Annotated in this window: 18 protein-coding genes; all 18 read left to right on the top strand. The window is 36.6% G+C overall.

The window, feature by feature from the left end; genetic code table 11:
* Nucleotides 1–23 precede the first annotated feature (23 nt).
* The 18 genes from bamA (at nt 24) to RHO12_07125 (ending at nt 23,429) form a co-directional block, all read left to right on the top strand.
* Nucleotides 24–2,447 (top strand): outer membrane protein assembly factor BamA, encoded by a 2,424-nt coding sequence (gene bamA, locus RHO12_07210; GenBank protein WVD65177.1) that lies wholly within the window; start codon nt 24–26, stop codon nt 2,445–2,447.
* 31 nt (nt 2,448–2,478) lie between these two features.
* Nucleotides 2,479–2,967 carry an OmpH family outer membrane protein gene (locus tag RHO12_07205; GenBank protein WVD65176.1) on the top strand — a complete coding sequence of 163 codons (489 nt, stop codon included), beginning with the start codon at nt 2,479–2,481 and terminating at the stop codon, nt 2,965–2,967.
* On the top strand, nt 2,967–3,995 hold the full coding sequence (gene lpxD / locus RHO12_07200; GenBank protein WVD65175.1) for a UDP-3-O-(3-hydroxymyristoyl)glucosamine N-acyltransferase: 1,029 nt from the start codon (nt 2,967–2,969) through the stop codon (nt 3,993–3,995). The genes RHO12_07205 and lpxD overlap by 1 nt, the downstream gene beginning before the upstream one ends.
* Before the next feature lie 117 nt (nt 3,996–4,112).
* Complete coding sequence (gene tig, locus RHO12_07195; GenBank protein WVD65174.1) at nt 4,113–5,414, top strand: trigger factor; 1,302 nt, start codon at nt 4,113–4,115, stop codon at nt 5,412–5,414.
* Between the two features lie 81 nt (nt 5,415–5,495).
* A complete protein-coding gene (clpP, locus tag RHO12_07190) occupies nt 5,496–6,113 on the top strand; it encodes an ATP-dependent Clp endopeptidase proteolytic subunit ClpP (GenBank protein ID WVD65173.1) in 618 nt (205 codons plus the stop codon).
* A 69-nt stretch (nt 6,114–6,182) separates the two neighbouring features.
* Nucleotides 6,183–7,430 carry an ATP-dependent protease ATP-binding subunit ClpX gene (gene clpX, locus RHO12_07185; protein ID WVD65172.1) on the top strand — a complete coding sequence of 416 codons (1,248 nt, stop codon included), beginning with the start codon at nt 6,183–6,185 and terminating at the stop codon, nt 7,428–7,430.
* Nucleotides 7,431–7,754: 324 nt separating this feature from the next.
* The gene (lon, locus tag RHO12_07180; protein WVD67385.1) at nt 7,755–10,148 is read left to right on the top strand and encodes an endopeptidase La; all 2,394 of its coding nucleotides are present in this window, start codon (nt 7,755–7,757) and stop codon (nt 10,146–10,148) included.
* Nucleotides 10,149–10,320: 172 nt separating this feature from the next.
* Entirely contained in the window at nt 10,321–12,153 is a 1,833-nt protein-coding gene (locus RHO12_07175; GenBank protein WVD65171.1) for a SurA N-terminal domain-containing protein, read from the top strand.
* Between the two features lie 146 nt (nt 12,154–12,299).
* Nucleotides 12,300–12,620 (top strand): helix-hairpin-helix domain-containing protein, encoded by a 321-nt coding sequence (locus RHO12_07170; GenBank protein ID WVD65170.1) that lies wholly within the window; start codon nt 12,300–12,302, stop codon nt 12,618–12,620.
* A 142-nt stretch (nt 12,621–12,762) separates the two neighbouring features.
* Complete coding sequence (locus tag RHO12_07165; protein WVD65169.1) at nt 12,763–13,761, top strand: aspartate-semialdehyde dehydrogenase; 999 nt, start codon at nt 12,763–12,765, stop codon at nt 13,759–13,761.
* A 14-nt stretch (nt 13,762–13,775) separates the two neighbouring features.
* Nucleotides 13,776–14,558, top strand: coding sequence for a tRNA pseudouridine(38-40) synthase TruA (truA, locus tag RHO12_07160; GenBank protein WVD65168.1), 783 nt, complete (start codon nt 13,776–13,778; stop codon nt 14,556–14,558).
* 202 nt (nt 14,559–14,760) lie between these two features.
* The gene (gene accD / locus RHO12_07155) at nt 14,761–15,657 is read left to right on the top strand and encodes an acetyl-CoA carboxylase, carboxyltransferase subunit beta (GenBank protein WVD65167.1); all 897 of its coding nucleotides are present in this window, start codon (nt 14,761–14,763) and stop codon (nt 15,655–15,657) included.
* A 25-nt stretch (nt 15,658–15,682) separates the two neighbouring features.
* Nucleotides 15,683–16,978 carry a bifunctional tetrahydrofolate synthase/dihydrofolate synthase gene (gene folC, locus RHO12_07150; GenBank protein WVD65166.1) on the top strand — a complete coding sequence of 432 codons (1,296 nt, stop codon included), beginning with the start codon at nt 15,683–15,685 and terminating at the stop codon, nt 16,976–16,978.
* The gene (locus RHO12_07145) at nt 16,971–17,480 is read left to right on the top strand and encodes an SPOR domain-containing protein (GenBank protein ID WVD65165.1); all 510 of its coding nucleotides are present in this window, start codon (nt 16,971–16,973) and stop codon (nt 17,478–17,480) included. Before folC ends, RHO12_07145 begins: the two co-directional genes overlap by 8 nt.
* A 63-nt stretch (nt 17,481–17,543) precedes the next feature.
* On the top strand, nt 17,544–18,029 hold the full coding sequence (locus RHO12_07140) for a CvpA family protein (GenBank protein ID WVD65164.1): 486 nt from the start codon (nt 17,544–17,546) through the stop codon (nt 18,027–18,029).
* A 34-nt stretch (nt 18,030–18,063) separates the two neighbouring features.
* Nucleotides 18,064–19,584: an amidophosphoribosyltransferase gene (purF, locus tag RHO12_07135; GenBank protein WVD65163.1), complete on the top strand. Its 1,521-nt coding sequence runs from the start codon at nt 18,064–18,066 to the stop codon at nt 19,582–19,584.
* A gap of 9 nt (nt 19,585–19,593) precedes the next feature.
* Nucleotides 19,594–20,184 (top strand): UbiX family flavin prenyltransferase, encoded by a 591-nt coding sequence (locus tag RHO12_07130; GenBank protein WVD65162.1) that lies wholly within the window; start codon nt 19,594–19,596, stop codon nt 20,182–20,184.
* Between the two features lie 440 nt (nt 20,185–20,624).
* Nucleotides 20,625–23,429: an inverse autotransporter beta domain-containing protein gene (locus RHO12_07125; GenBank protein ID WVD65161.1), complete on the top strand. Its 2,805-nt coding sequence runs from the start codon at nt 20,625–20,627 to the stop codon at nt 23,427–23,429.
* The last annotated feature ends 66 nt before the right edge of the window (nt 23,430–23,495 follow it).

The following is a 23,495-nucleotide window of genomic DNA, read 5'->3' as shown; positions in this document are numbered from 1 at the left end:
ATAATGAAAGGTAAGCTTCACAAATGAGAATTAGTAAATTGCTCATAGCGTCTTTGGTTTTTAGCTCTTTTACTTACAGCCAAGCAGCATTTGCGGCTGATGATTTTCAGGTAAAAGATATAAAGTTTGAAGGATTGCAACGCGTAACGCTTGGAGCTGCGTTATTAAAAATGCCTGTCCAAATAGGGGATTACGTAAACGAGTCGGATCTTAGTAATATTGTAAAATCGCTATATGCTAGCGGAAATTTTGAAAATATTACCATTTCTCGTGACGGCGATATATTGATTATTAACGTACAAGAACGCCCAACTATAGCGAGCATTACTTTCTCTGGAAACAAGTCAGTAAAAGATGACATGCTAATATCAAATTTGGAAAGTTCAGGTGTTAGGAGCGGAGAATCATTAGATCGTACAACGCTATCGGCAATAGAAAAGGGCCTTGAAGATTTTTATTATAGTATTGGTAAATATAACGCTAAAGTTAAAGCTGTTGTGACGCCATTATCACGCAACCGTGTTGATCTAAAACTAGATATTGCTGAAGGGTTATCTGCTGAAATAGATCAAATAAATATTGTTGGTGCTAAAGCTTATTCATCAAATGAGTTGATTTCTCGTTTTTCATTAAGAGATGAAGTTCCTTGGTGGAACATGCTAGGTGACCGCAAGTATCAAAAACAGAAATTGGCAGCTGACTTGGATGAGCTTCAAGGATTTTACCTTGATAAAGGTTATGCCCGTTTTAGTATAGATTCGACACAGGTTAGTTTAACACCCGACAAAAAAGGTATTTATGTTACTATCAACATTCATGAGGGTGAGCAGTATAATTTTTCTGGTGTAGAAATTAAAGGTAGTTATACTGGCTACAGAGATAAAATAGACCAAATTGTGAATGAGCAAATTCATCAAGGCGAGCTTTATAACGGCCAAAAGATTACCCAAGTTGAAGATAAGATTAAAAAAATGCTAGCTGATTATGGTTATGCATATCCTCGAGTGATTACCCACCCTGAAATTAATGATGCAGACCATACGGTGAACTTAATTGTGTTTGTCGATTCAGGTCCTCGTTATTATGTTCGCAAGATCAATATTGTTGGAAATATGGTTACCAGCGAAAAAGTTATTCGCCGAGAGCTTCGCCAAATGGAGGCTGCTTGGTTAAGTAATAATTTAGTTGAGCTCGGTAAGACAAGACTCAATCGTTTAGGCTTTTTTGATACCGTTGAAACTGAAACGCAAAAGGTACCAGATGTAGACGATCAAGTCGATGTTACTTATAAGGTAGCTGAGCGTAATACTGGTAGCATAAAATTTGGTATCGGTATTGGTTCTGATAGTGGGGTTAGTTTTAATGCTGGTATTTCGCAGGACAACTGGTTGGGCACGGGCAATAGTGTTTCATTTGATGTAAATACTACTAACTCAGATAAAACTGCATCGCTTTCTGCTACTAACCCTTATTTTACCGTTGATGGTGTTAGCTTAGGTGGGAGTGTTTACTACAACACTTATCAAGCAGATAAAGAAAGTGGCGATGTATCTGAATACTCAAGTAAAACTTGGGGTGCTACCGCGAACTTAGGTTTTCCAATTAGCGAGACTAATTTCATTCGCTTTGGTTCTGAATTTGTAAGCCATCGACTAAGCGACATGAAACCTCAATATGGTATGTGGCGCTATTTGCAGTCAATGGGCGAAAATATGCGTGGGAAAACAACGGATGCAGATTACAACACTAGCGACTTTTTAGTCAATGCCTACTGGAGCTACAATACATTAGACCGCGGTTTTTTCCCAACCGAAGGGCTTAAAGTGAGCGCGAATGCTAAAGTTACGGTTCCTGTTTTTGATAACAGATATGCTAAATTCATCGCTGATAGCTCTTATTATTATCCATTGGACTCTGATCACCAATGGGTTGCATTAGCGCGGGGTCGTTTAGGTTATGGTACGGGCTTTGGTGGCAAAGAATTACCATTCTATGAAAATTTTTATGCTGGTGGTTCTTCGGTGTTAAGAGGCTTTAAATCAAATACTGTTGGTCCAAAAGCAGTCTATTTTAATGGTGGGGGTTGTGATTTGTCTAACTATAGCGGCTGCACAGTTTCATCAGATTCGGTTGGTGGTAATGCACTAGCCTTTATTAGTGGGGAGTTAATTGTTCCAACACCATTTGCCAGTGAAAAATACTCAAATAGCATCAGAACATCAGTATTTGTTGATGCGGGTACAGTATGGGATACGGAATGGGATATGAAAGGGGCAGCGAATATTCCTGATTATGGTTCTCCATCAGATATTCGTGTTTCAGCTGGTCTAGCTGTACAATGGATGTCGCCGCTAGGGCCGTTAGTGTTCTCGTACGCGCAGCCAATTAAGAAATTTGATGGTGACTCATCGCAACAGTTCCAGTTCAATATTGGTTCTACATGGTAATATGTTATTTTTAATATAAAGGGTGATTAAAGTGAAAAAGATTGTATCGGTTATAGGATTGAGCTTGGCGTTATTATTAAGCAGCACGGCTTTTGCAGAGACAAAAATCGCAGTTGTTGATGTTGTTTATATTTTACAACAAATGCCACAAAGAGAATCGGTTAGTAAGGCTCTTGATGCGGAGTTTGAATCCCGAGCCAAAGCATTAAAAGAAGAAGAGAAAAAAGCCATTGAAGCAAATCAAAAAATGCAAAAAGACGGCATGACATTATCTGCATCAGATAAGACAAAATTAACTAATGTTATGAAAGCATTTGAAGATAAAGCAAAAAGTTTCTCGATGGATTACCGTAAACGTGAAAACGAAGAAGCGGGTAAATTATTAGCAAAAATACAAGATGCAGTGAAAAAAATTGTAGCTGCTAATAAATATGATTTAGTTTTAAAGGCTGAAGCTGCCTTTTATGCAACGGATTCAATTGATATAACTAAAAAGGTTTTGGAACAGGTTAAAAAATAATGCAGGAGTATAAGTTAAAAGAACTAGCGGAAAAATTAGGTGCTGTTCTAGTCGGCGATGCAAATACTATTATCAGTAGCATTGCTTCTATGGCTAATGCGAGGCAAAGCCAGATTACTTTTTTATCAGATAAAAAATATCAGGAACAGCTCCAAAATTGTCAGGCTACTGCCGTTGTCTTGACCGAAGAAAGTTTGCCATACTGGCGTGGCGCGGCACTGATAGTTGACAATCCCTATTTAACTTATGCAAGACTTGCCCAGTTACTCGATAACACGCCATTACCGGCAAAAGGTATTGCATCATCGGCTGTAATTGCTGATGGTGTTTTATTGGGAAAAAATGTTGCTATTGGCGCTAATGCAGTTATCGAGGTTGGCGTCGAGATTGGTGACAATGCAGTTATTGGTGCAGGGTGTTTTATTGGCCAAAATAGTAAAATCGGTAAAAACACTAAATTATGGGCTAATGTCTCTGTTTATCACAAGATTCAAATTGGTGATAATTGTTTAATTCAGTCAGGAGCAGTAATCGGTTCTGACGGATTTGGTTATGCTAATGATCGCGGTAATTGGATTAAAATCCCACAATTAGGCTCTGTGATTATTGGTAATAATGTAGAAATTGGCGCATCGACGACAATCGATCGTGGTGCACTTGATGATACAATTATTCGTGATGGTGTTATTATTGATAACCAGTGTCAGATTGCGCACAATGACTATATTGGCGAGCATACTGCCGTCGCTGGTGGCGTGATTATGGCAGGCAGCCTAAAAATTGGTAAATACTGTTTAATTGGTGGTGCGAGTGTAATCAACGGCCATATGGAAATTTGCGATAAAGTTACCGTCACAGGAATGGGGATGGTTATGCGACCAATTACGACGCCAGGTGTTTATTCGTCAGGCATTCCTTTGCAGGAAAACAAAGTATGGCGTAAAACAGCTTCATTAGTATTGCATATTGATGAGATGAATAAACGACTAAAATCGTTAGAGAAGAAACTATTAAAATTCTCGACGTAAGCTATATCGGCCTGTATAATGCATGGCTATTTTATAAACTTTTTTGTGTTTGCTTTGTAGACTAAGTCACTTTTAATTGCAAAAACACAATTTAACTCATGATTCTGAGGTTCAAAGATGCAAGTTTCGGTGGAAACAACACAAGGATTAGGACGACGTTTAACGATAACTATTCCATCAGAAGATATCCAAAAAGCGATTAGTAAAGAACTAGTTAATACGGCTAAGAAAGTCCGTATTGATGGATTTCGTAAAGGTAAAGTGCCATTAAACATTGTTGAGCAACGTTATGGAGCATCAATTTTACAAGATGCATTAAGTGATTTAATGCAACGTAATTTTATTGAAGCGATTATTCAGGAAAAGATTAACCCAGCAGGATCTCCAACTTATATTCCAACCCAATATAAGCAAGGTGAAAATTACCCGTTTACAGTTGAGTTCGAAGTTTATCCGCAAGTAGAAATTAAAGACCTTGATAAAATCGAAGTGGAAAAACCAACTGTTGATATCGTTGATGCTGATATTGATGTCATGATTGATACATTACGCAAGCAACAAGGGATTTGGAAAGAAGTTACTAAAGAAGCACAAGATCAAATGCGTGTAGTTTTTGATTTTCTAGGAACTGTTGATGGTGAAGAGTTTGAAGGTGGAAAAGCAACTGATTTTGCTCTTGTTCTAGGTCAAGGTCGAATGATCCCTGGCTTTGAAGATGCCATTTTAGGTCATAAAGCCGGCGATAGCTTTGATATTAATGTAACGTTCCCTGAAGATTACCATGTAGACAATTTGAAAGGTAAAGCCGCAAAATTTGCATCTACCTTGAAAAAAGTCGAAGAATTAGAATTGCCTGAATTAACAATCGATGTAATTAAACGTTTTGGTATTGCAGATGGTTCGCTTGATAGCTTAAAAGCTGAAGTGCGAAAAAATATGCAAAGAGAGCTAAAAGCAACGATTCGTAATAAAATAAAAGCCCAAGTTATTGATGGATTAGTAAAACATAATGAAATTGATGTCCCATCATCATTGATAGAACGCGAAATTGATGTCTTACGCCAGCAAGCGATGGCTCGTTTTGGTAATAATGCAAAACAAGCAGCCGAATTACCGAAAGAGTTATTCGAGGCAGAAGCTAAACGCCGAGTATTAATTGGTTTGTTATTTAGTGATATCATTGAGAATAATAAACTAAAAGCTGATGACAATCGAGTCAAAGAGCTCATCGACGAAATTGCAACTGCATACGAAGATCCAAAAGAAGTTGTTGCTTATTATAGTAAAGATAAAAAAGCTTTAGAGAACTTAAGATCAGTCGCTTTAGAAGATCAAGTTATTGACTTATTAGTTGAAAAAGCTAAAGTTGCTGAAAAATCATATTCGTTTGCAGAGCTAATGAATCAACAACCAGCATAATCTGAGCTGATTTTTATAACACATTGTAGCCCAAAATAAGAGTACTCTTTTTTGGGCTGTTTTATTTAGTTAGGAGGAAGAATGTCTTATAGCAATAATTCATTTGAGGAAAGAATGAACGTTGTCCCTATGGTTGTAGAACAAAGCTCTAGAGGTGAAAGGGCGTACGACATTTATTCTAGATTACTAAAAGAGCGTATCATTTTTATGACTGGGCAAGTAGAAGACCATATGGCGAATTTAATTGTGGCTCAGATGCTATTTTTAGAAGCAGAAAACCCAGAAAAAGATATTTATCTTTACATAAATTCTCCTGGGGGGGTTATTACATCTGGTATGTCTATTTATGATACGATGCAGTTTATTAAACCTGATGTAAGCACTATCTGCCTTGGTCAAGCATGCTCAATGGGGGCTTTTTTACTCACGGCAGGAGCCAAAGGTAAACGCTATTGCTTACCTAATGCAAGAGTGATGATTCACCAACCGTTAGGTGGATTTCAGGGACAAGCTTCTGATATACAAATTCATGCTAAAGAAGTGCTAAAAGTAAAAAATAGAATGAATGAGCTAATGGCTTTACATACAGGACAAAAATTAGACATTATTGAGAAAGATACTGATCGTGATAACTTTATGTCTGCACAACAAGCCGTTGATTATGGATTAGTTGACGCTATTTTTGATAAAAGAGCATAAAACATCGATAATAGGGTTAGACAGACTTTTTTAGTTATTTTCAGTATATTCTAATGACAGGTGAGTAACATGAATAAAAAGAACTCAAGTAAATTACTTTACTGTACTTTTTGTGGCAGAAGCCAGCATGAAGCAAAGAGGCTAATTGAATGCTCTTCATCAATTTACATTTGTGATGAGTGCATCAGCTCTTTAAATGAGATGCTAAAAAGTGATGAGGTTGAATTTACTCATCAAGAACAGATTCCCGCTAAGCCGCTGCCAACCCCTCATGAAATTAGAGCACACTTAGATGAATATGTGATCGGACAAGAGAGAGCAAAAAAAGTTCTTTCTGTTGCCGTGTATAATCATTATAAACGTTTACGTGCGACTAAATCTCAAGATGGCGTTGAGCTAGGGAAAAGCAATATACTCCTTATTGGCCCAACGGGTAGTGGAAAAACATTATTGGCCGAAACACTGGCTCGTTTTCTTGATGTCCCTTTTGCGATGGCGGATGCTACAACATTAACCGAAGCCGGTTATGTTGGGGAAGATGTAGAAAACATTATCCAAAAACTTCTACAAAATTGTGATTATGATGTTGAGAAAGCCCAACGGGGCATTATCTATGTTGATGAGATTGATAAAATATCTCGTAAATCAGATAACCCATCAATTACTCGTGATGTCTCTGGTGAAGGAGTCCAACAAGCATTATTGAAAATTATTGAAGGGACGGTTGCGTCTGTTCCACCAAAAGGTGGAAGAAAACACCCGCAGCAAGAGTTTTTACAAGTTGATACTTCGAAAATATTATTTATTTGTGGAGGCGCGTTTGCTGGGCTTGATAAAGTAATCGCTAATCGAGTTTCGATTAATTCTGGCATTGGTTTTGGGGCGGAAGTTAAAGCTGAAAAGCAAAAAGCAACTGAATCAGAGCTACTAACTCAAATAGAACCAACAGATTTAATTAAATTTGGTTTAATTCCTGAGTTTATAGGTCGGCTTCCTGTTGTTGCTTCCCTTGCGGAACTAGACAAAGCGGCTTTAATTCAGATCTTAACAGAGCCTAAAAATGCATTAACGAAACAATACAAGGCATTGTTTGAGCTAGAAAATGCCACATTAGAGTTTACTAATGACGGGTTAAATGCCATTGCAGATAAAGCAATGAAACGAAAAACAGGTGCTAGGGGACTGCGTTCTATTGTAGAAAATATCTTGTTAGACATTATGTATGATTTGCCATCATTAAATGATGTCGATAAAGTTGTCGTAACTCAAGATACAATTGAAAAACAAATGCCTCCTGAAATTTTTTATAAAAAATAATCTACTCTACATTCTTCTTATATCATAAGAAGAATGTAGATTCTCAATCTTAACACGATTTATCACAGCATAACTATATGACTAAATTGCAAATAAAGCGATTAACTTTAATAGTAAGTTATTGGCTTTGAGTGTTGATCGTTATCATAAAAAGTAAGTATGACTATGAAATTTACTTTTCGCTATTTTTGCAGCGATATTTACTGCAAAAATAGTATAAATATAACTAGGGTTGAATATTAATAATTAGACCCTATATAGATTGAATAAGAAATTGATACTGCTAGAGAGCGTGATATGAGAACAAAACAAACCAAGAAGGTAATGCCCGTTCTACCACTACGGGATGTTGTGGTGTTTCCTCACATGGTTATTCCGTTGTTTGTCGGTCGAGATAAATCTATTCGTTGTTTAGAAAGAGCAATGGAAATGGATAAACAAGTTTTTTTGGTTACCCAAAAAGACGCATCTCAAGATGACCCACAAGAAAAAGACCTATTTTCTGTTGGCACAATTGCCAATATTTTACAGTTACTAAAATTACCTGATGGTACGATAAAAGTATTAGTCGAAGGTATTGAACGAGCCAAATTAGTTAATATTATAGAGCAAGACGCTGATGAATTTTTCATTGGTAATGTTTTGCAAGCAAAAGAACCGAGTACTGATTTAGTCAATGAAGCATTAGTCCGCGTTGTATTATCTAATTTTGAAGAATATTCGAAATTAAATAAGAAAATAACACAAGAAGTTACTGATTCAATTAGGCTTATTAAAAATCATGCACAGTTAGCTGATTCTATTGCTGCTACTTTATTTATTAAGGTAGAACAGAAACAAGAAATTTTAGCTAGTTTAGATTTAGAAAAACGATTTGAGCTTTTGGTCTCAATGATGGTATCTGAAATTGACTTACTGCAAGTCGAAAAAAATATTCGTCAGCGTGTAAAGCAACAAATGGAGAAAGCTCAAAAAGAGTACTACCTTAATGAGCAAATAAAAGCCATTCATAAAGAACTTGGTGATATTGAAAATAAACCAGATGAGTATGAAGATCTTAAAAATAAAATTGAACAAGCGAAAATGCCTAAAGAGGCGACAGATAAAGTTTTAGCCGAGCTTAATAAACTTAAAATGATGCCAGCCATGTCGGCAGAAGCAACCGTTGTACGGGGTTATATCGATTGGATGTTGCAGGTTCCATGGGCAAAGAAAACCAAAGTTAAAAAGAGTATTAAAGAAGCACAAAAAGTACTTGATAGAGACCATTATGGTTTAGAGCGGGTTAAAGATCGAATTTTAGAATACTTAGCAGTACAAGGTCGAGTGAATAAGCTGAAAGGGCCAATTCTTTGCTTAGTCGGGCCGCCAGGTGTTGGTAAAACATCACTTGGGCAATCAATTGCTAGAGCAACAGGGCGCGAGTATGTTCGAATGGCGTTGGGTGGCGTGCGTGATGAAGCTGAGATTAGAGGGCATCGGCGAACATATATTGGTTCTATGCCAGGTAAACTCATTCAACGTATGGCTAAAGTTGGCGTTAAAAATCCGCTATTCTTGCTTGATGAAATCGATAAGATGTCTTCTGATATGAGAGGCGATCCCGCTTCAGCATTATTAGAAGTGCTTGATCCTGAGCAAAATAATGCTTTCAATGATCACTATCTCGAAGTTGACTATGATTTATCTGATGTAATGTTTGTGGCAACGGCTAATTCAATGAGTATTCCTGCGCCATTACTTGACAGAATGGAAGTAATACGTTTGTCAGGTTATACCGAAGATGAAAAACTAAATATTGCTAAGCAGCATTTATTACAAAAGCAAATCGATAATAGTGGTCTTAAAGCAGGTGAAATCGTCGTTGACGATTCTGCCATTATGGCGATTATTCGTTATTATACTCGTGAAGCCGGCGTGCGTAGCTTAGAACGAGAAATAGCGAAAATTTGTCGTAAAGTTGTTAAGCGATTAGCGCTCGATAAAAAGATTAAGCGTATTGTAGTTAATGGCGATAACCTTAAAGATTTTCTTGGTGTGCAACGTTTTGATTATGGGAAAGTTGACGATGAAAATCGTATAGGCCAAGTCAATGGTCTAGCTTGGACTGAAGTTGGTGGAGACTTACTTACTATTGAGTCCGTTAGTGTGCCAGGAAAAGGTAAATTGACTTATACCGGTTCTTTAGGTGATGTTATGCAGGAATCAATTCAAACGGCATTAACAGTTGTTCGTTCAAGAGCGGAAAAACTAGGTATCAATAATGATTTCTATGAAAAACGCGACATCCACGTTCATGTGCCTGATGGTGCAACACCTAAAGATGGACCGAGTGCAGGTATTGCAATGTGTACATCATTAATTTCAGCACTAACAGGTAACCCTGTTAAAGCAGACGTGGCAATGACTGGTGAAATCACTTTACGGGGGCAAGTGTTGCCAATCGGAGGATTAAAGGAAAAACTATTAGCCGCACATCGTGGTGGGATAAAAACGGTAGTCATTCCTATAGATAATGTGAAAGATTTAGAGGAAATTCCTGACAATGTCAAAGCTGAATTAGATATTCATCCCGCTAAATGGATTGATGATGTTATTACCATTGCGTTGGCAAATAACCCTTTTGGGATGGAGCCGATTCAAGCAGTGCAAACCACTATCAAGCGCCCAGTAAAGAAAAATAAAGATATTGTCCCAGTTTCAGGCACAATTAATTAATTTTATTCTAACTCTAAGAGGCTAGCTGATGTTAGCCTTTTTATTAACATTTATACAATAGCCAATCTCAACAGATATGGTATACTTTTCGGCATTAATATTGGGCTATATGGTTACTTATTTCAGTGAATAGACGCTATAAAGATAGGTTATTCAATGGAGAACGAAAGATATGATGGAAAAAATTAGGGTTGCGGCTAATAGTATTATTGTGAAAATTATTTTTAGCATAATCATTTTAGCATTTATTTTTACCGGTGTTGGGGGCTTTCTTGGGTTAGGATCCAATGCCAATGATGAGCAATTATATATTGCTAAGATCGATGGTGAGGGAATAAGCCGCAATGCTTTTGAAAAGCAAGCGCAAGAGTTAATACAGCAAAATAGTCATCTGATTGGCAATAATGATGACGATTCATTTGTTAGAATGATCAGAGGTTCAATATTATCAAATCAAATTGATAACTATTTAACTTATCAATTTGCAGACTCTTTAAATGCTAATATCAGCGATGAGCAAGTGAAAATAGAGATTCGCAAGCAACCTGTTTTTTTGGTGAATGGTAATTTTAATAACCAGAGATATTTACAATTATTAGCCGCGAATGGTTATACACCAGACACTTATGCGAATAGTTTACGCTCAGCGATTAAGCAACAACAAGTAACGGATGCATTGTTTTTATCCGACTTTACTCTGCCTAGTGACTCTGATATTTCTTTACTAAATAACCAAACGAGATCGATCTATGTAGCTAATTATTCAATTGATAATATGAATAATGACGATGCTTCAACTGTTTCTGATGATGAAATAAAAGCGTATTATGACAATAATGCACAAGAGTTTTATCACGATAAGCGCGTAAAAATGAAGTTTGTTACTAACTTTCTACCTGCGATAAAGAAAGATACTAATGTGCTACCAGCCGAAGTTGAAAAATACTATGCTAATGGTAAAGAGGGTACTATGTTACCCGAAAAACGACTTTATAGTGTTCTGTCATTTGATGGTCTTGATGCTGCACAGAAAGAATATGATTTGATGGAAAAAATGCAAAGTAAGCAGCGGTTGTCAGCAAAAATGGATAGTCTAGGTTGGTTTGTTCTTGATGACCAATCCCCAGAATTATTGACTAAGGTGAAATTAGAGACGATAGGTAGTATATCTAAGCCTCTCGAACAAGATGGCGCTTATTATATTATTCGCTTAGATAAAATTGAAAAATCCAAAAAATTACCATTCGAATATGTTAAAAAATCGATTCACGATTTACTTTATCAGCAAAAAGTTGATGAGAAATACCGTGCGCAACAAGCTAAATTAGAAAGCGCAGCTAAGTTACCTACTTTGGATAAAATTGCGAAAGAATCAGGCTTACCGTTATATGATTCGGATTGGACCTATGAAAAAGAGAGTTTTTCTGTCGGTCGTTATCCTGAAATTAATGAGGTAGCCTTTAGTGATGAGATGATCAAAGATGGTAAACCTACAGGCAAAATATCTGATATTATCAATATTGCACAATATGATGGTTCATATATTATTCAAGTCACCGATTACCAAGATGCAGGCATTCCTAGTTTTGATGACGTAAAAGATACCATAAAAGCTAAATTGGTTGCAGAAAAGAAAAAGCAAGTATTCTCACAAAAGGTTGATACGTTATTAGCTCAGCTAAAAGAAACAGGTGCTGCTGACGGACTATCGTTTAAGCAACGAATACCCGTAACGCAAAATTTAGTTGATGACCGAATTAATGAAAAAACTGTTAAAGATGTATTCTCCATTGTTCCTGCAGTAGAAGGGAATAGTTATGGTGTTACTTTAATTGATGATGGTAACGCCCAGTTTTTTGTATTAACCGGTGTCACTTTCCCTGAAAAAGCAGATGATTTATCCGACAAAATAAAGCCAGAAATAGTAATTTGGAATCGAGATTCTTTGTCGAAAGATCTGCGCTCAAAAGCTAAAATTGAGATTATGCCAAACGCTAATCTGTGATAAACATATCAATAATTCTGGTTAATACTTCAAATATAAAAGCCACTTTCGTGGCTTTTAGCATAATTATATTCGTAAAATTTATACTACAAGTAACTATGGCATAGTAATAAGACTAATTTGTCATCATCTATGAGGAGTTACCAATGAAAAACTTACCACGCTATTTAGCGATTAGTACACTTTTTTTAAGTTCATTATTTTATGCTTTTTCTAGCTATGCAGAACCACTTGGCGAGCAAGTAGATTCGATAATTGAATCTAAAACAATCGATCAAGTAAATATTAACCAAGCCTCAGCAGAGGATTTGGCAAAAAATTTAAATGGTATTGGGTTAAATAAAGCAAAAAAAATAGTTGAATATCGGGAAAAATTTGGTCCGTTTGTTTCGATTGAACAATTAAAAGAGGTGTCAGGGATCGGTCAATCAATTTTGGACAATAATGCAGGTAAATTGATTTTATAATAACTATTATGGGATAGAGGCATTCAGTACTCTATTCCAATCTTCATTATCGAAGTAATTGCATATTGATTATTGTTGTACCTTAACTCTAATTATCAGTATAATCATGCCCAATTCTATTAATTTTACTGAGTTATTAAATATGTCATCGTGGAATATTGCCGTTATTGGTGCAAATGGGCAGGTTGGTAGATCGCTGATTGAACAGTTAGAAAAGAGTTCTATTACGATTGATCAGCTCGATTTAATTGGTAGTGATAACAGTGAAGGTGAAATAATACGCTTTGCTGGTAAAAATTTAACAATTAAACATATTGATGATATGGAGTGGTCTAACTACCATTTGGCTTTTTTTGTTGCAAATCAGGATGTGACTAATAAATATGCTCAATTAGTTGCTGATTCTGGTTGTATTGTACTTGACTCGACAGGTGCATTTGCACTGGATAACTCTATTCCATTGGTTTTACCTAAAGTTAATGATTTTTTATTAAATGATTATCGTGATAAAAATATTATTGCGGTTGCAAACCCTATCGTTAGCCAAGTATTGCGTTGTCTTACTAGTTTAACTGATCTTGAGCAACTCGATCAGTTGCATATTACTAATCTCATCTCAGCTTCTTGCTATGGTCAAAAAGGTATCAATGAGTTGGCAGGACAAAGTGCTAGGTTATTAAATGGTCTGCCTGCCGAGAATAGTTTTTTTACTAAGCAGCTGGCATTTAATGTTTTGCTTGATGGATTCGTCGATGACGAACTAATTGTTGAGCAAATCAGAAGGATTACGGGTAATTATCAACTATCTATTACTATTGATTCGATATCAGTACCTGTTTTTTATGGGCTAACTCAAACTGTTTCGTTTACCTCTGCCGAACCTTATGGCCTTGGGCAATATGACGTATCATTATTTGAAAAAAATGGCATTGAGCTATTAACTTCAGACTACCCTACGCCTGTTACTGTTATTAATAATGAGCAAAGTAGCCATCAACCAATCATGTTAGCAAATGTACACCATAGTTATGGCTTCCAACAGCAAATACAATTTATGAGTGTCAGTGATAATATTCGCTATTTAGGTGGAAAAATTTTATTAGAAACGGCTGAAAGTTTATTAACAAATTATGTAGATTAAGATGAGTTATTCTAATGAAAATAGCATTGGGTGTCGAATATGATGGGAGTCAATATTTTGGTTGGCAAAAACAACAAAATGTTCTGTCAATTCAACAAAAACTTGAGGAGGCGTTAAGTCGCATAGCAAACCAAACGATAACGATATTTTGCGCAGGTCGTACTGATGCTGGTGTTCATGCAACAGGGCAGGTTATTCATTTTGAAACTGACTGTGAACGCCCGTCCAGCGCTTGGACTATGGGTGTAAATGCTCACTTACCTGATAATATTGCAATTAAATGGGGGCAAATTGTTGATGATGCTTTTCATGCTAGATTTAGTGCTCAAGCTAGGCGGTATCGTTATATTATTTACAATCATCCCTATCGCCACGCCATATTAAATCATGGAATTAGCCATTACTATCAGGAACTTAATGAAAAAAAGATGCATTTAGCTGCGCAATATCTACTGGGCGAAAATGATTTTAGCGCGTTTAGAGCGGCACAATGCCAATCGTTATCACCCTGGAGAAACATTGAGCATATAATAGTCAGCCGCCAAGGGCGCTATATTATTGTTGATATTCAAGCTAATGCTTTTGTTCATCATATGGTACGCAATATTGTTGGTAGCTTATTAGAAGTTGGCAACGGTAACCAATCAGAGGATTGGATGTATGAATTATTGCAGTCAAAAGATAGAAAATGTGCAGGAGCAACGGCTAAACCAGAAGGATTGTATTTAGTCGATGTGATTTACCCAGAGGATTTTCAAATACCTCACACACCTATCGGTCCTCTGTTTATTGTTTGAGCAAAAAATGACTAAATTTGAATAAATGATTAGAGCGTGATAAAACGTCGATTTTTCGCTATACTTAGATATTACAGTCACATTTTAACGGTTAACTATTTTGTATTTATTAAAAATAGCTATTAAGTAACCGAATAAAATACTATACAATAGTGATTGTTTTTAAGTTTGATTGTTGGTAAGAAAAAATAGAAGGTTAATAATGAGTTGGATTGAAAAAATTCTGAATAAGAATAATATCTCATCGGATCACAAAAAAGCGAATATTCCTGGCGGAGTTTGGACCAAGTGTACCAGCTGTGAGCAAGTTATTTATCAAGCTGAGCTTGAACGTAATTTAGAAGTGTGCCCTAAATGTGATCATCATATGCGAATCTCGGCTCGTATTAGATTAAACCGCTTTTTAGATGAAGGGTCTAATGTTGAAATTGGTACTGATTTAGAACCCAAAGATATCTTAAAATTTAAAGATTCAAAAAAATATAAAGACCGTCTCTCTACCGCGCAGAAAGATACCAATGAAAAAGATGCAATGATCGCAATGCAAGGAACGCTATTTGGTATTCCAGTTGTAGCTGCATCGTTCGAATTTGGTTTTATTGGTGGATCAATGTCATCTGTCGTTGGAGCTATGTTTGTTCGTGCAGCGGAGCAAGCGATCGAAAATAAATGTCCACTCGTCTGTTTTTCAACTAGTGGTGGTGCCCGAATGCAAGAAGCACTATTTGCTTTAATGCAGATGGCAAAAACCAGTGCTATACTCGCTAAAATGCAAGATGCTGGCTTACCTTATATTTCTGTTATGACCGATCCAACTATGGGCGGAGTATCTGCAAGTCTTGCTATGCTTGGTGATGTCAATATTGCAGAACCAAAAGCTTTGATTGGTTTTGCTGGTCCAAGAGTAATAGAGCAAACTGTACGCGAAAAGTTACCTGAAGGCTTCCAGCGTAGCGAATTTCTATTAGAAAAAGGCGCTATTGATATGATTATTCATCGTAAAGATATGAGAGTTAAAATTGCGGGAATTCTTGCTAAAATGCTGAAGATGCCAGATCTATTTAGTGAAAATTCTATCGAATCGTTGATGAATCAGTAATTTATGACGTCTATATAATACTATTATGAATACAAACATTTCAGTAAAACCAAATGCCATGTCGACTCTAGATGCATGGCTTTTTTATCTAGAGCAACTTCACCCAAAAACAATCGAGTTGGGTTTGGAACGAGTAGCTAAAGTAGCCTCTCGTTTAAATGTACTCAAGCCAGCTCCTTACGTATTTACGGTTGCGGGTACAAATGGCAAAGGAACAACGTGCCGTGCATTAGAGATGATTTTACTGACAGCAGGCTTTAAAGTCGGTGTATATAGCTCACCTCATTTATTGCGTTATACCGAGCGAGTTCGAATTAATAACCAAGAAGTGGCTGATGATTTCCATGTAAAAGCATTTGATCAGATTGAACATTGTCGCCAAGATATTTCGTTAACATATTTTGAATATGCTACTTTATCTGCATTGTTACTATTCAAGCAGGCGGATTTAGATGTAGTAATTCTGGAGGTCGGTTTAGGTGGTCGACTTGATGCGACTAATATCGTTAACGCAGATGTTGCAGTTATCACGTCTATTGCTTTAGATCATATGGATTATCTTGGCAATACGAGAGACAGTATAGGGCGAGAAAAAGCGGGTATTTTTAAAGAGAATTGCATTGCAATTGTTGGTGAACCCGATATGCCACAATCTATTTATAATTTTGCTATCGAAAAAAACGCTCAGCTGCATTGCTGTCAACCAAACTATAATTATGATTGGCAATATCAGCAGATAAATCAGCAATTTTGGCAATTTGAGTCAAGTCAATCAAGTTACGAAGCGTTACCGATAGCGAAAATTCCTTTAGCTAATGCGGCAACAGCCTTAGCTGCTTTAAGTTATTCATCGTTAGAGATTAACGAAGATAGCATTCGGCGTGGTTTAATGAAAACGGAATTAACTGGACGATTTCAAACGATTGGTCATGACCCAATCATTATCGTTGATGTTGCACATAATCCTCACGCCGCAGCTTACCTACATAAGCAGTTACAGGCACTTATAGCCAATAAACCAGCTGCAAAAAAATTACGTATGGTTATCGGAATGTTAAAAGATAAAGACATCGCATCAACAATGCAGATTTTGCAAGCAGACGCTTGGTATTGCGCTTCGCTTTATGGCGAACGAGGAGCCAGTGCTGAATATATTGCTGCTAATATAGTGAAAAATACCCATTCTCCGATCTACACTTTCCCTTCAGTTTCAGAGGCGCTAGCCCAAGCTCAGTATGACGCTGATAAAAATGATATTATTATTGTTTGTGGTTCGTTTCATACCGTATCTGAAGCACTAAGCTTGGTTGAAAATGAATAAAAAGTACTATCAATTAGTTGGTTTTATTACTTTAATTCTATTGGCGCTATTGTTGGCGCCCTACGTTCTCACTAATAAATCTAAAGAGATAGAGTCAACAATTCCAATTTTATCTTCACCCGATGAACTAGAGTTAGGTGATAATATTCATGAGCTGGATATTTATGAACCAACCGCTAGCTCGCCTATTACGAGCCAGCAAATCGAAACTAATCCGCAATCGGTATTGATAGAGGAATCTGCTGACCCTAGCATTATTAATAATTTTGAAAACGATTATGTGATACAACTGGCTGCGCTTAAAAATAAGCAAAAAATTGAGGAGTTGGTTGCTCTGTTGAGATTAAATAATTATGATGTTTATACCATACCTAAAGTTGCACAAGAAGGACAGTTAACACGGTTATTTGTCGGTTATTACCCAACTAAAGCGCAAGCAGAAACAGTAATTATTGATTTAGAAAATTTGACTAAATTGAAGGGTTTTATTGCAACAAATTAGCTGAAGTATACTGTTAATTTTGCTATTTTATAAATAGCAGGGAAAAAGAGAGATAAAATTGTTATGAATTGGGTAGACTTTACTATTATCGGTATTATTGTCTTTTCTGCTGTTATTAGTGTGATGAGAGGGTTTGTTAAAGAAGCTCTATCATTACTAAGTTGGATCTGTGCATTTTTTATTGCAAGTCAGTTCTATTTTTATATTAGTGATTATTTTACTTATTTTCATGATGAATTTGTCCGCAATGCGATTGCCGTTGCAATCTTATTTATTGCGACTCTTATTGTGTGTGGCATTATTAACTATATTATTTCTCAGCTGGTACAAAAAACCGGCCTATCTGGTACGGACAGGGTATTGGGCATTTTTTTCGGTATACTTAGAGGTGTTTTATTAACTGCGGCAATCTTATTTTTTGCTGATACTTTTACCCCATTAGCAAAAAGTAATGCATGGCAAGAGTCAATCTTGATCCCTCATTTTGATTTTATTATTCGTTGGTTTTTTGGCGTATTACAAAGTTCATCTTCGTTTTTAGCAAATTAATGATTTAGTTTAGTTAATTATTAGGAGTGATAGTATGTGTGGAGTCGTAGGAATTGTTGGTTTTAGCGCCGTGAATCAATCCATCTATGATGCTTTGACGGTGTTACAACATCGAGGTCAAGATGCTGCAGGTATTGTCACTATTGATGAGAATAATTATTTTCGATTACGTAAAGCTAACGGTCTTGTACAAGATGTATTTCAATCTGAGCATATGCACCGTTTACGCGGTAATATCGGCATTGGTCATGTCCGTTACCCCACCGCAGGAAGCGCTAATGTATCTGAAGCTCAACCTTTTTATGTTAATTCGCCATATGGGATCACACTTGCTCATAACGGTAATTTAACCAACACTAATGACTTGCGAAACAATATTTTAAAAACTGCTCGGCGCCATGTTAATACTAGTTCTGATTCTGAAGTATTATTAAATATTTTAGCAAGTGAACTCGATAAGTTTACCGCGCACTCATTAACTCCAGGTGATATTTTTAGCGCAATTGAACAGTTACATAAAACGCTTCGTGGTGCTTATGCATGTGTTGCAATGATTATTAACCATGGTCTTATCGCGTTTCGTGATCCAAATGGTATTCGTCCTTTAGTAATAGGTAAACGAGCTATTAATGCTCATCAGACTGAGTATATGGTCGCATCTGAAAGTGTTGCACTTGATACCTTAGATTTTGAGTTTTTACGAGACGTTGAGCCAGGAGAGGCTATTTATATTTCTCAAGATGGGCAACTATATGCAAGGCAATGTGCTAATAATCCACAATATTGTCCATGTATTTTTGAGTATGTCTATTTTGCTCGCCCAGATTCATTAATGAATGGCATTTCAGTCTATCAGTCTCGAATTTTGATGGGGCAAAAATTAGGGCAAAAAATAGCGAGGGAATGGCAAGATCTTGATATTGATGTGGTGATCCCTATCCCTGAAACGTCTTGCGATGCTGCACTCGAAATTGCTCGTATATTAGATAAACCGTATAGACAAGGTTTTGTTAAAAACCGTTACGTCGGGCGAACCTTTATTATGCCAGGACAGACAATGCGACAGCGTTCAGTTAGGCGAAAATTGAATGCTAATCGAATTGAGTTCGAAGGAAAGAATGTTTTATTAGTTGACGACTCGATTGTTCGTGGTACGACATCGCAGGAAATTTTAGAAATGGTGCGTTCAGTGGGCGCTAAAAAGATTTATTTAGCGTCTGCTGCACCAGAAATACGGTACCCTAATGTATACGGTATTGATATGCCAGCCGCTAATGAGCTTATTGCTTATAATCGTAATGTTGATGAAATAGCAAAGAAAATTGGCGCAGACAAGTTAATTTTTCAAGACCTAGGCGACCTTATTGCTGCAGTTCGGGCGGGTAACACAGATTTGCAAAAATTTGAATGCTCTGTATTTGATGGAAAGTATGTCACTGGCGATATTGGTACAATTTATTTGGCTAATTTACAAAATAGTCGTAATGATAAAAATAAAAGCGCTCAAACGAGTAAAGAATCGGAAAATTTAGAAATTTATAATGTAGGGCAGTGATAGTTTACTATGAAAATAACTAACCAGTGTGTAGCTAAAAAACGTATTATTGTTGGTATTTCTGGAGCGAGTGGTGCTTTGTATGGTATTCGGCTATTAGAGCTTTTAGCTCAACAGGAGTATATTGAGACGCATGTAGTTATCTCAAGCTCAGCGCAACAAACTATCAAATTAGAAACCGACTATAGTTATGACAAAGTAATTGAGCTTGCCGATTATTTTTATAATGTTCAAGATATTGCAGCTAATATTTCATCGGGTTCTTTTAAGACTGACGGTATGATTGTTGTGCCATGTTCAATTAAAACCTTGTCTGGGATAGCAAATAGCTATAGCGACAATTTACTTATTAGAGCAGCAGATGTTACGCTAAAAGAGCGTCGGCGATTAGTATTATGTGTGCGAGAAACACCTCTACATTTAGGGCATATCCAATTAATGCTTGCAGCAAATCAAATCGGAGCAACTATTATGCCGCTGGTACCCGCCTTTTATCATATGCCTAATACTATTGATGAGCTGATTAATCAATCGCTAACTCGGGTTTTAGATCAATTCGACATAAAAACAACGTTTGATTACACTTGGCAGCAAAAATAAAAAATATAATGACTATAATTAGTCAGATTATTTTTAATCTCTTTTATTTCTTTACAAATTAAACGAGTTTATTTTTGTATACAAAATTTCCCGCATAAACTAGATGGCGCAAGGAAAATTCGTTGGCCACAAACCTTTCATGGTTAATAAATGACCAAAAATTAACAAAAAAAACATTGATTACTCGTTAATGAAATTGTAAATTTCATACCTTATTTGTAAGGAAGTGTTAATTTTTGTGATTTTATTAATGATATACAATTTTATATATTTTATTTAAAAAAATAGCGATTATGCCAAATTTATCGTCAAATTTTAATAAAATACAATACTTACCCTTAATAAATTGACGAATTTAAGCTTTTTTGTAAAGAAAATTTAATAATAAATATAAATAACAAATATAAATAATAATGATGAATAAATAAGGAATAATTAAGATGAAAAAGAATCTTAATTTATCAATAATTTCTACGTTTTTAATGGTCATATTAGGTTGCAATATTGTTCAAGCTAAGATCAGCCAACCATCATCAGTTATAGATGAAAATATCAATCCTACAAGCGTAAATGAATCGCGTATATTCATTAATAACCAGCAGCGCAGTTTATATCAAATTGCCTTATTAAGTGGTATTTCGGTGACTGAATTACGTGAGCTTAATAAAGGGGATTATGATCAGACTGATATCGTAAAAATAGGGGATAGCATAGTCTTACCGGCTAATTCTCCATTATTGCCTAAAGAAGCAGAACATAGCCCAGTAGAAGATAAATATAGTAACTTGCCTAGTTTAGGTTCGTCAGATAAAGTTGAGCTGAGCGCGAATAGTGATGGATTGGATCATCACGTTGCTTCAGTACTACAGACATTAGGGCAGCAAGATTGGGACAGTATGTCTTCCCAGAAAGTCAAAGAAGAGTTAAATTCAAAAACTCAAGATTATGCTGAAAACTATGTCCGTAATCAAGTTAATAGCCAAGTCATTGATCCTATTCGATCTGCCGCACAAGATTTTTTAGGGCACTTTGGTACTGCTCAATTACAGTTTGATGTGAGCGATCAAGCTAGGCTTAATAATGTCAATGTTAAGCTTTTTAGCCCTTGGTATGACAGTGAAAACATGTTGCTTTTTTCACAATTCACCTACCAAGAGTACGAACAAAACCGCCGAATTGGTAACTTGGGGATAGGCCAGCGTTGGGATGCGTCTGATAAGAGCTGGTTGTTTGGTTACAATCTATTTTTTGATCATGACTTTAGCCGCAATCATAATAGATTAGGATTGGGTCTTGAAGCCTGGTCTGATTATATGAAGCTTGCAGCAAACTACTATACTCCATTGTCTGATTGGAAAGATTCTAAAGACTTTGATGATTATCTAGAAAGAGCGGCAAGAGGTTTTGATGTTCGCTTTCAAGGCTACCTACCTTCTTATCCTCATTTAGGTGGCTCATTAATGTTTGAGCAATATTTTGGCGAGAAAGTTGCGTTATTTGGTAAGGATAATTTACAAAAGGATCCTTATGCTATAACGGTGGGTGTCGATTATACCCCAGTACCATTATTTACTATAAAAGGTGAACACAAACAAGGTCAGGATTCAAATAAAGCAGCTAAACTAGAGCTAACGATGAATTACCGTCTGGGGGTACCGCTAAAGGATCAATTGGATCCCGATATGGTACAAGTTGCCCGTTCACTCAAGGGGAGCAGGTATGATTTGGTTGATCGTAATAACTTTATCGTGCTTGAATATAAAGAGAAAAAATTTACTGTTGATTTAGCTTCATTAGGGGTATTTGAAGAAAATACAGTTGTTCCACTCGGAATTGTGGCACATAATGCCAAAAATGGTATAACTATTTCGCCTTCATCATGGAACACGGTAACAGGATTGCTTGATCTAGCGGCTTTATCTTCTGTTGGTGCGGATGGTGATCTTTGTTATAACCGGGCTGGCTCGGCTGTGTGTTCATCTAGTAATTTGTGGAACTCAATCACTACAGCCGATACTAACAACTGGTCAATATTAGTACCTAAGTATATTAATAGCATAACGGGTGAGCGTAATCCGATTGTAAGTAGCAATGTTGCGGTTGCTGGGCGCTATACTATTGATGTTTTGTTAACGGATGGTAAGGGGAGAACAGCAACATCAAATACCTCTTGGCTTGCAATTAAGCCATCTTCAAGCCGTCAGCTTTTGCTCAATAATGTAACGCCGGTGCCCGCAGGCGGTACTGGTGCATTAGGATCGGTAACGGATCCCGTAGCTGCTGATGGTATTTCTTCTGTTTTTTTACAGGCTAACTTAGTCTCAGCACCGGTTAACATTAGTTCAGCAGCGACATCACCCATTCCAAGCGGTTTGGTCACTGGATTTGCTGACTATGCCACATTTGCCGAATATCCATTAGATGTTAGTGCGGCTCCATTAGCGATAGGTCAATCATATTCTTCTTCATCATTAACTGCTGCTGATATAGAAAAGATTAACCAGCTTTATTCTGCGACGAGTGGTGGTAATAAAGTGACTTTCATTGCAGATAATCCGGTGCATAAATGCCCAAGTACGGTACCCAGTTGTTTATTAGTTAAAAGTATTAGTAAAGTGGTTGGAAGTAGCACAATTTCTGATGATTTCTTGCTTGAAGTCGCAACTAGCGCATCATTAGGAAGCGTTGATGTCAGCTTAAAGTTTTCGTCTTATGAGTCTTCCTCGCCTAACCATGGTACAGGAGCTGCACCGACTACAATCGTTTTTTCAGGCGGCACACCTAGTAAGATTACTATCTTGAATGGTGGAACAGTGATCGGTGTTGCTAACAATAGTAATATTTTGACGATTGTTAGTAATTTATTGGTAGGCGAAACATACACAATAAAAGTTGAAGATTCTGCAAATAATGATATTACAACGACGTCTAATGTTGCATGGTCATTAGTTGGAGATAACGTAGGGGCTTGTGCTGGCGCAAATACTATCCTACCAGGTGACACGAGTATAGCAGGAGATGATCCAAATAGCGCTTTGGTGGCAAGTGATCTATTTAATGTATCCAATAGTATTAGCTATCAAATGAGAGGTCTTACATTGCCAGTTGCTAGTTATGCGGGCCTACCAGGTGGCGCCACGAGCCTCAATGGCAAGAGCGTTGCAAGTATTAGTCTTGGTGGCGTTAATTCTGCCAATGCGTGCGCGGGGGATCAAGGATTTAAGCTTAGAATTGACATTGATTAATGATGTTTTAAAAGTTTAGTTTATAAATTATTTTATAAACTTAGGTAGAACACCAACAAGGTGTGT

It is taken from the genome of Orbaceae bacterium lpD02, from assembly GCA_036251875.1.
Taxonomy (GTDB): domain Bacteria; phylum Pseudomonadota; class Gammaproteobacteria; order Enterobacterales; family Orbaceae; genus Orbus; species Orbus sturtevantii.
The sequence above is the reverse complement of the archived record's forward strand: the minus strand, read 5'-3'. Positions and strand labels throughout refer to the sequence as shown.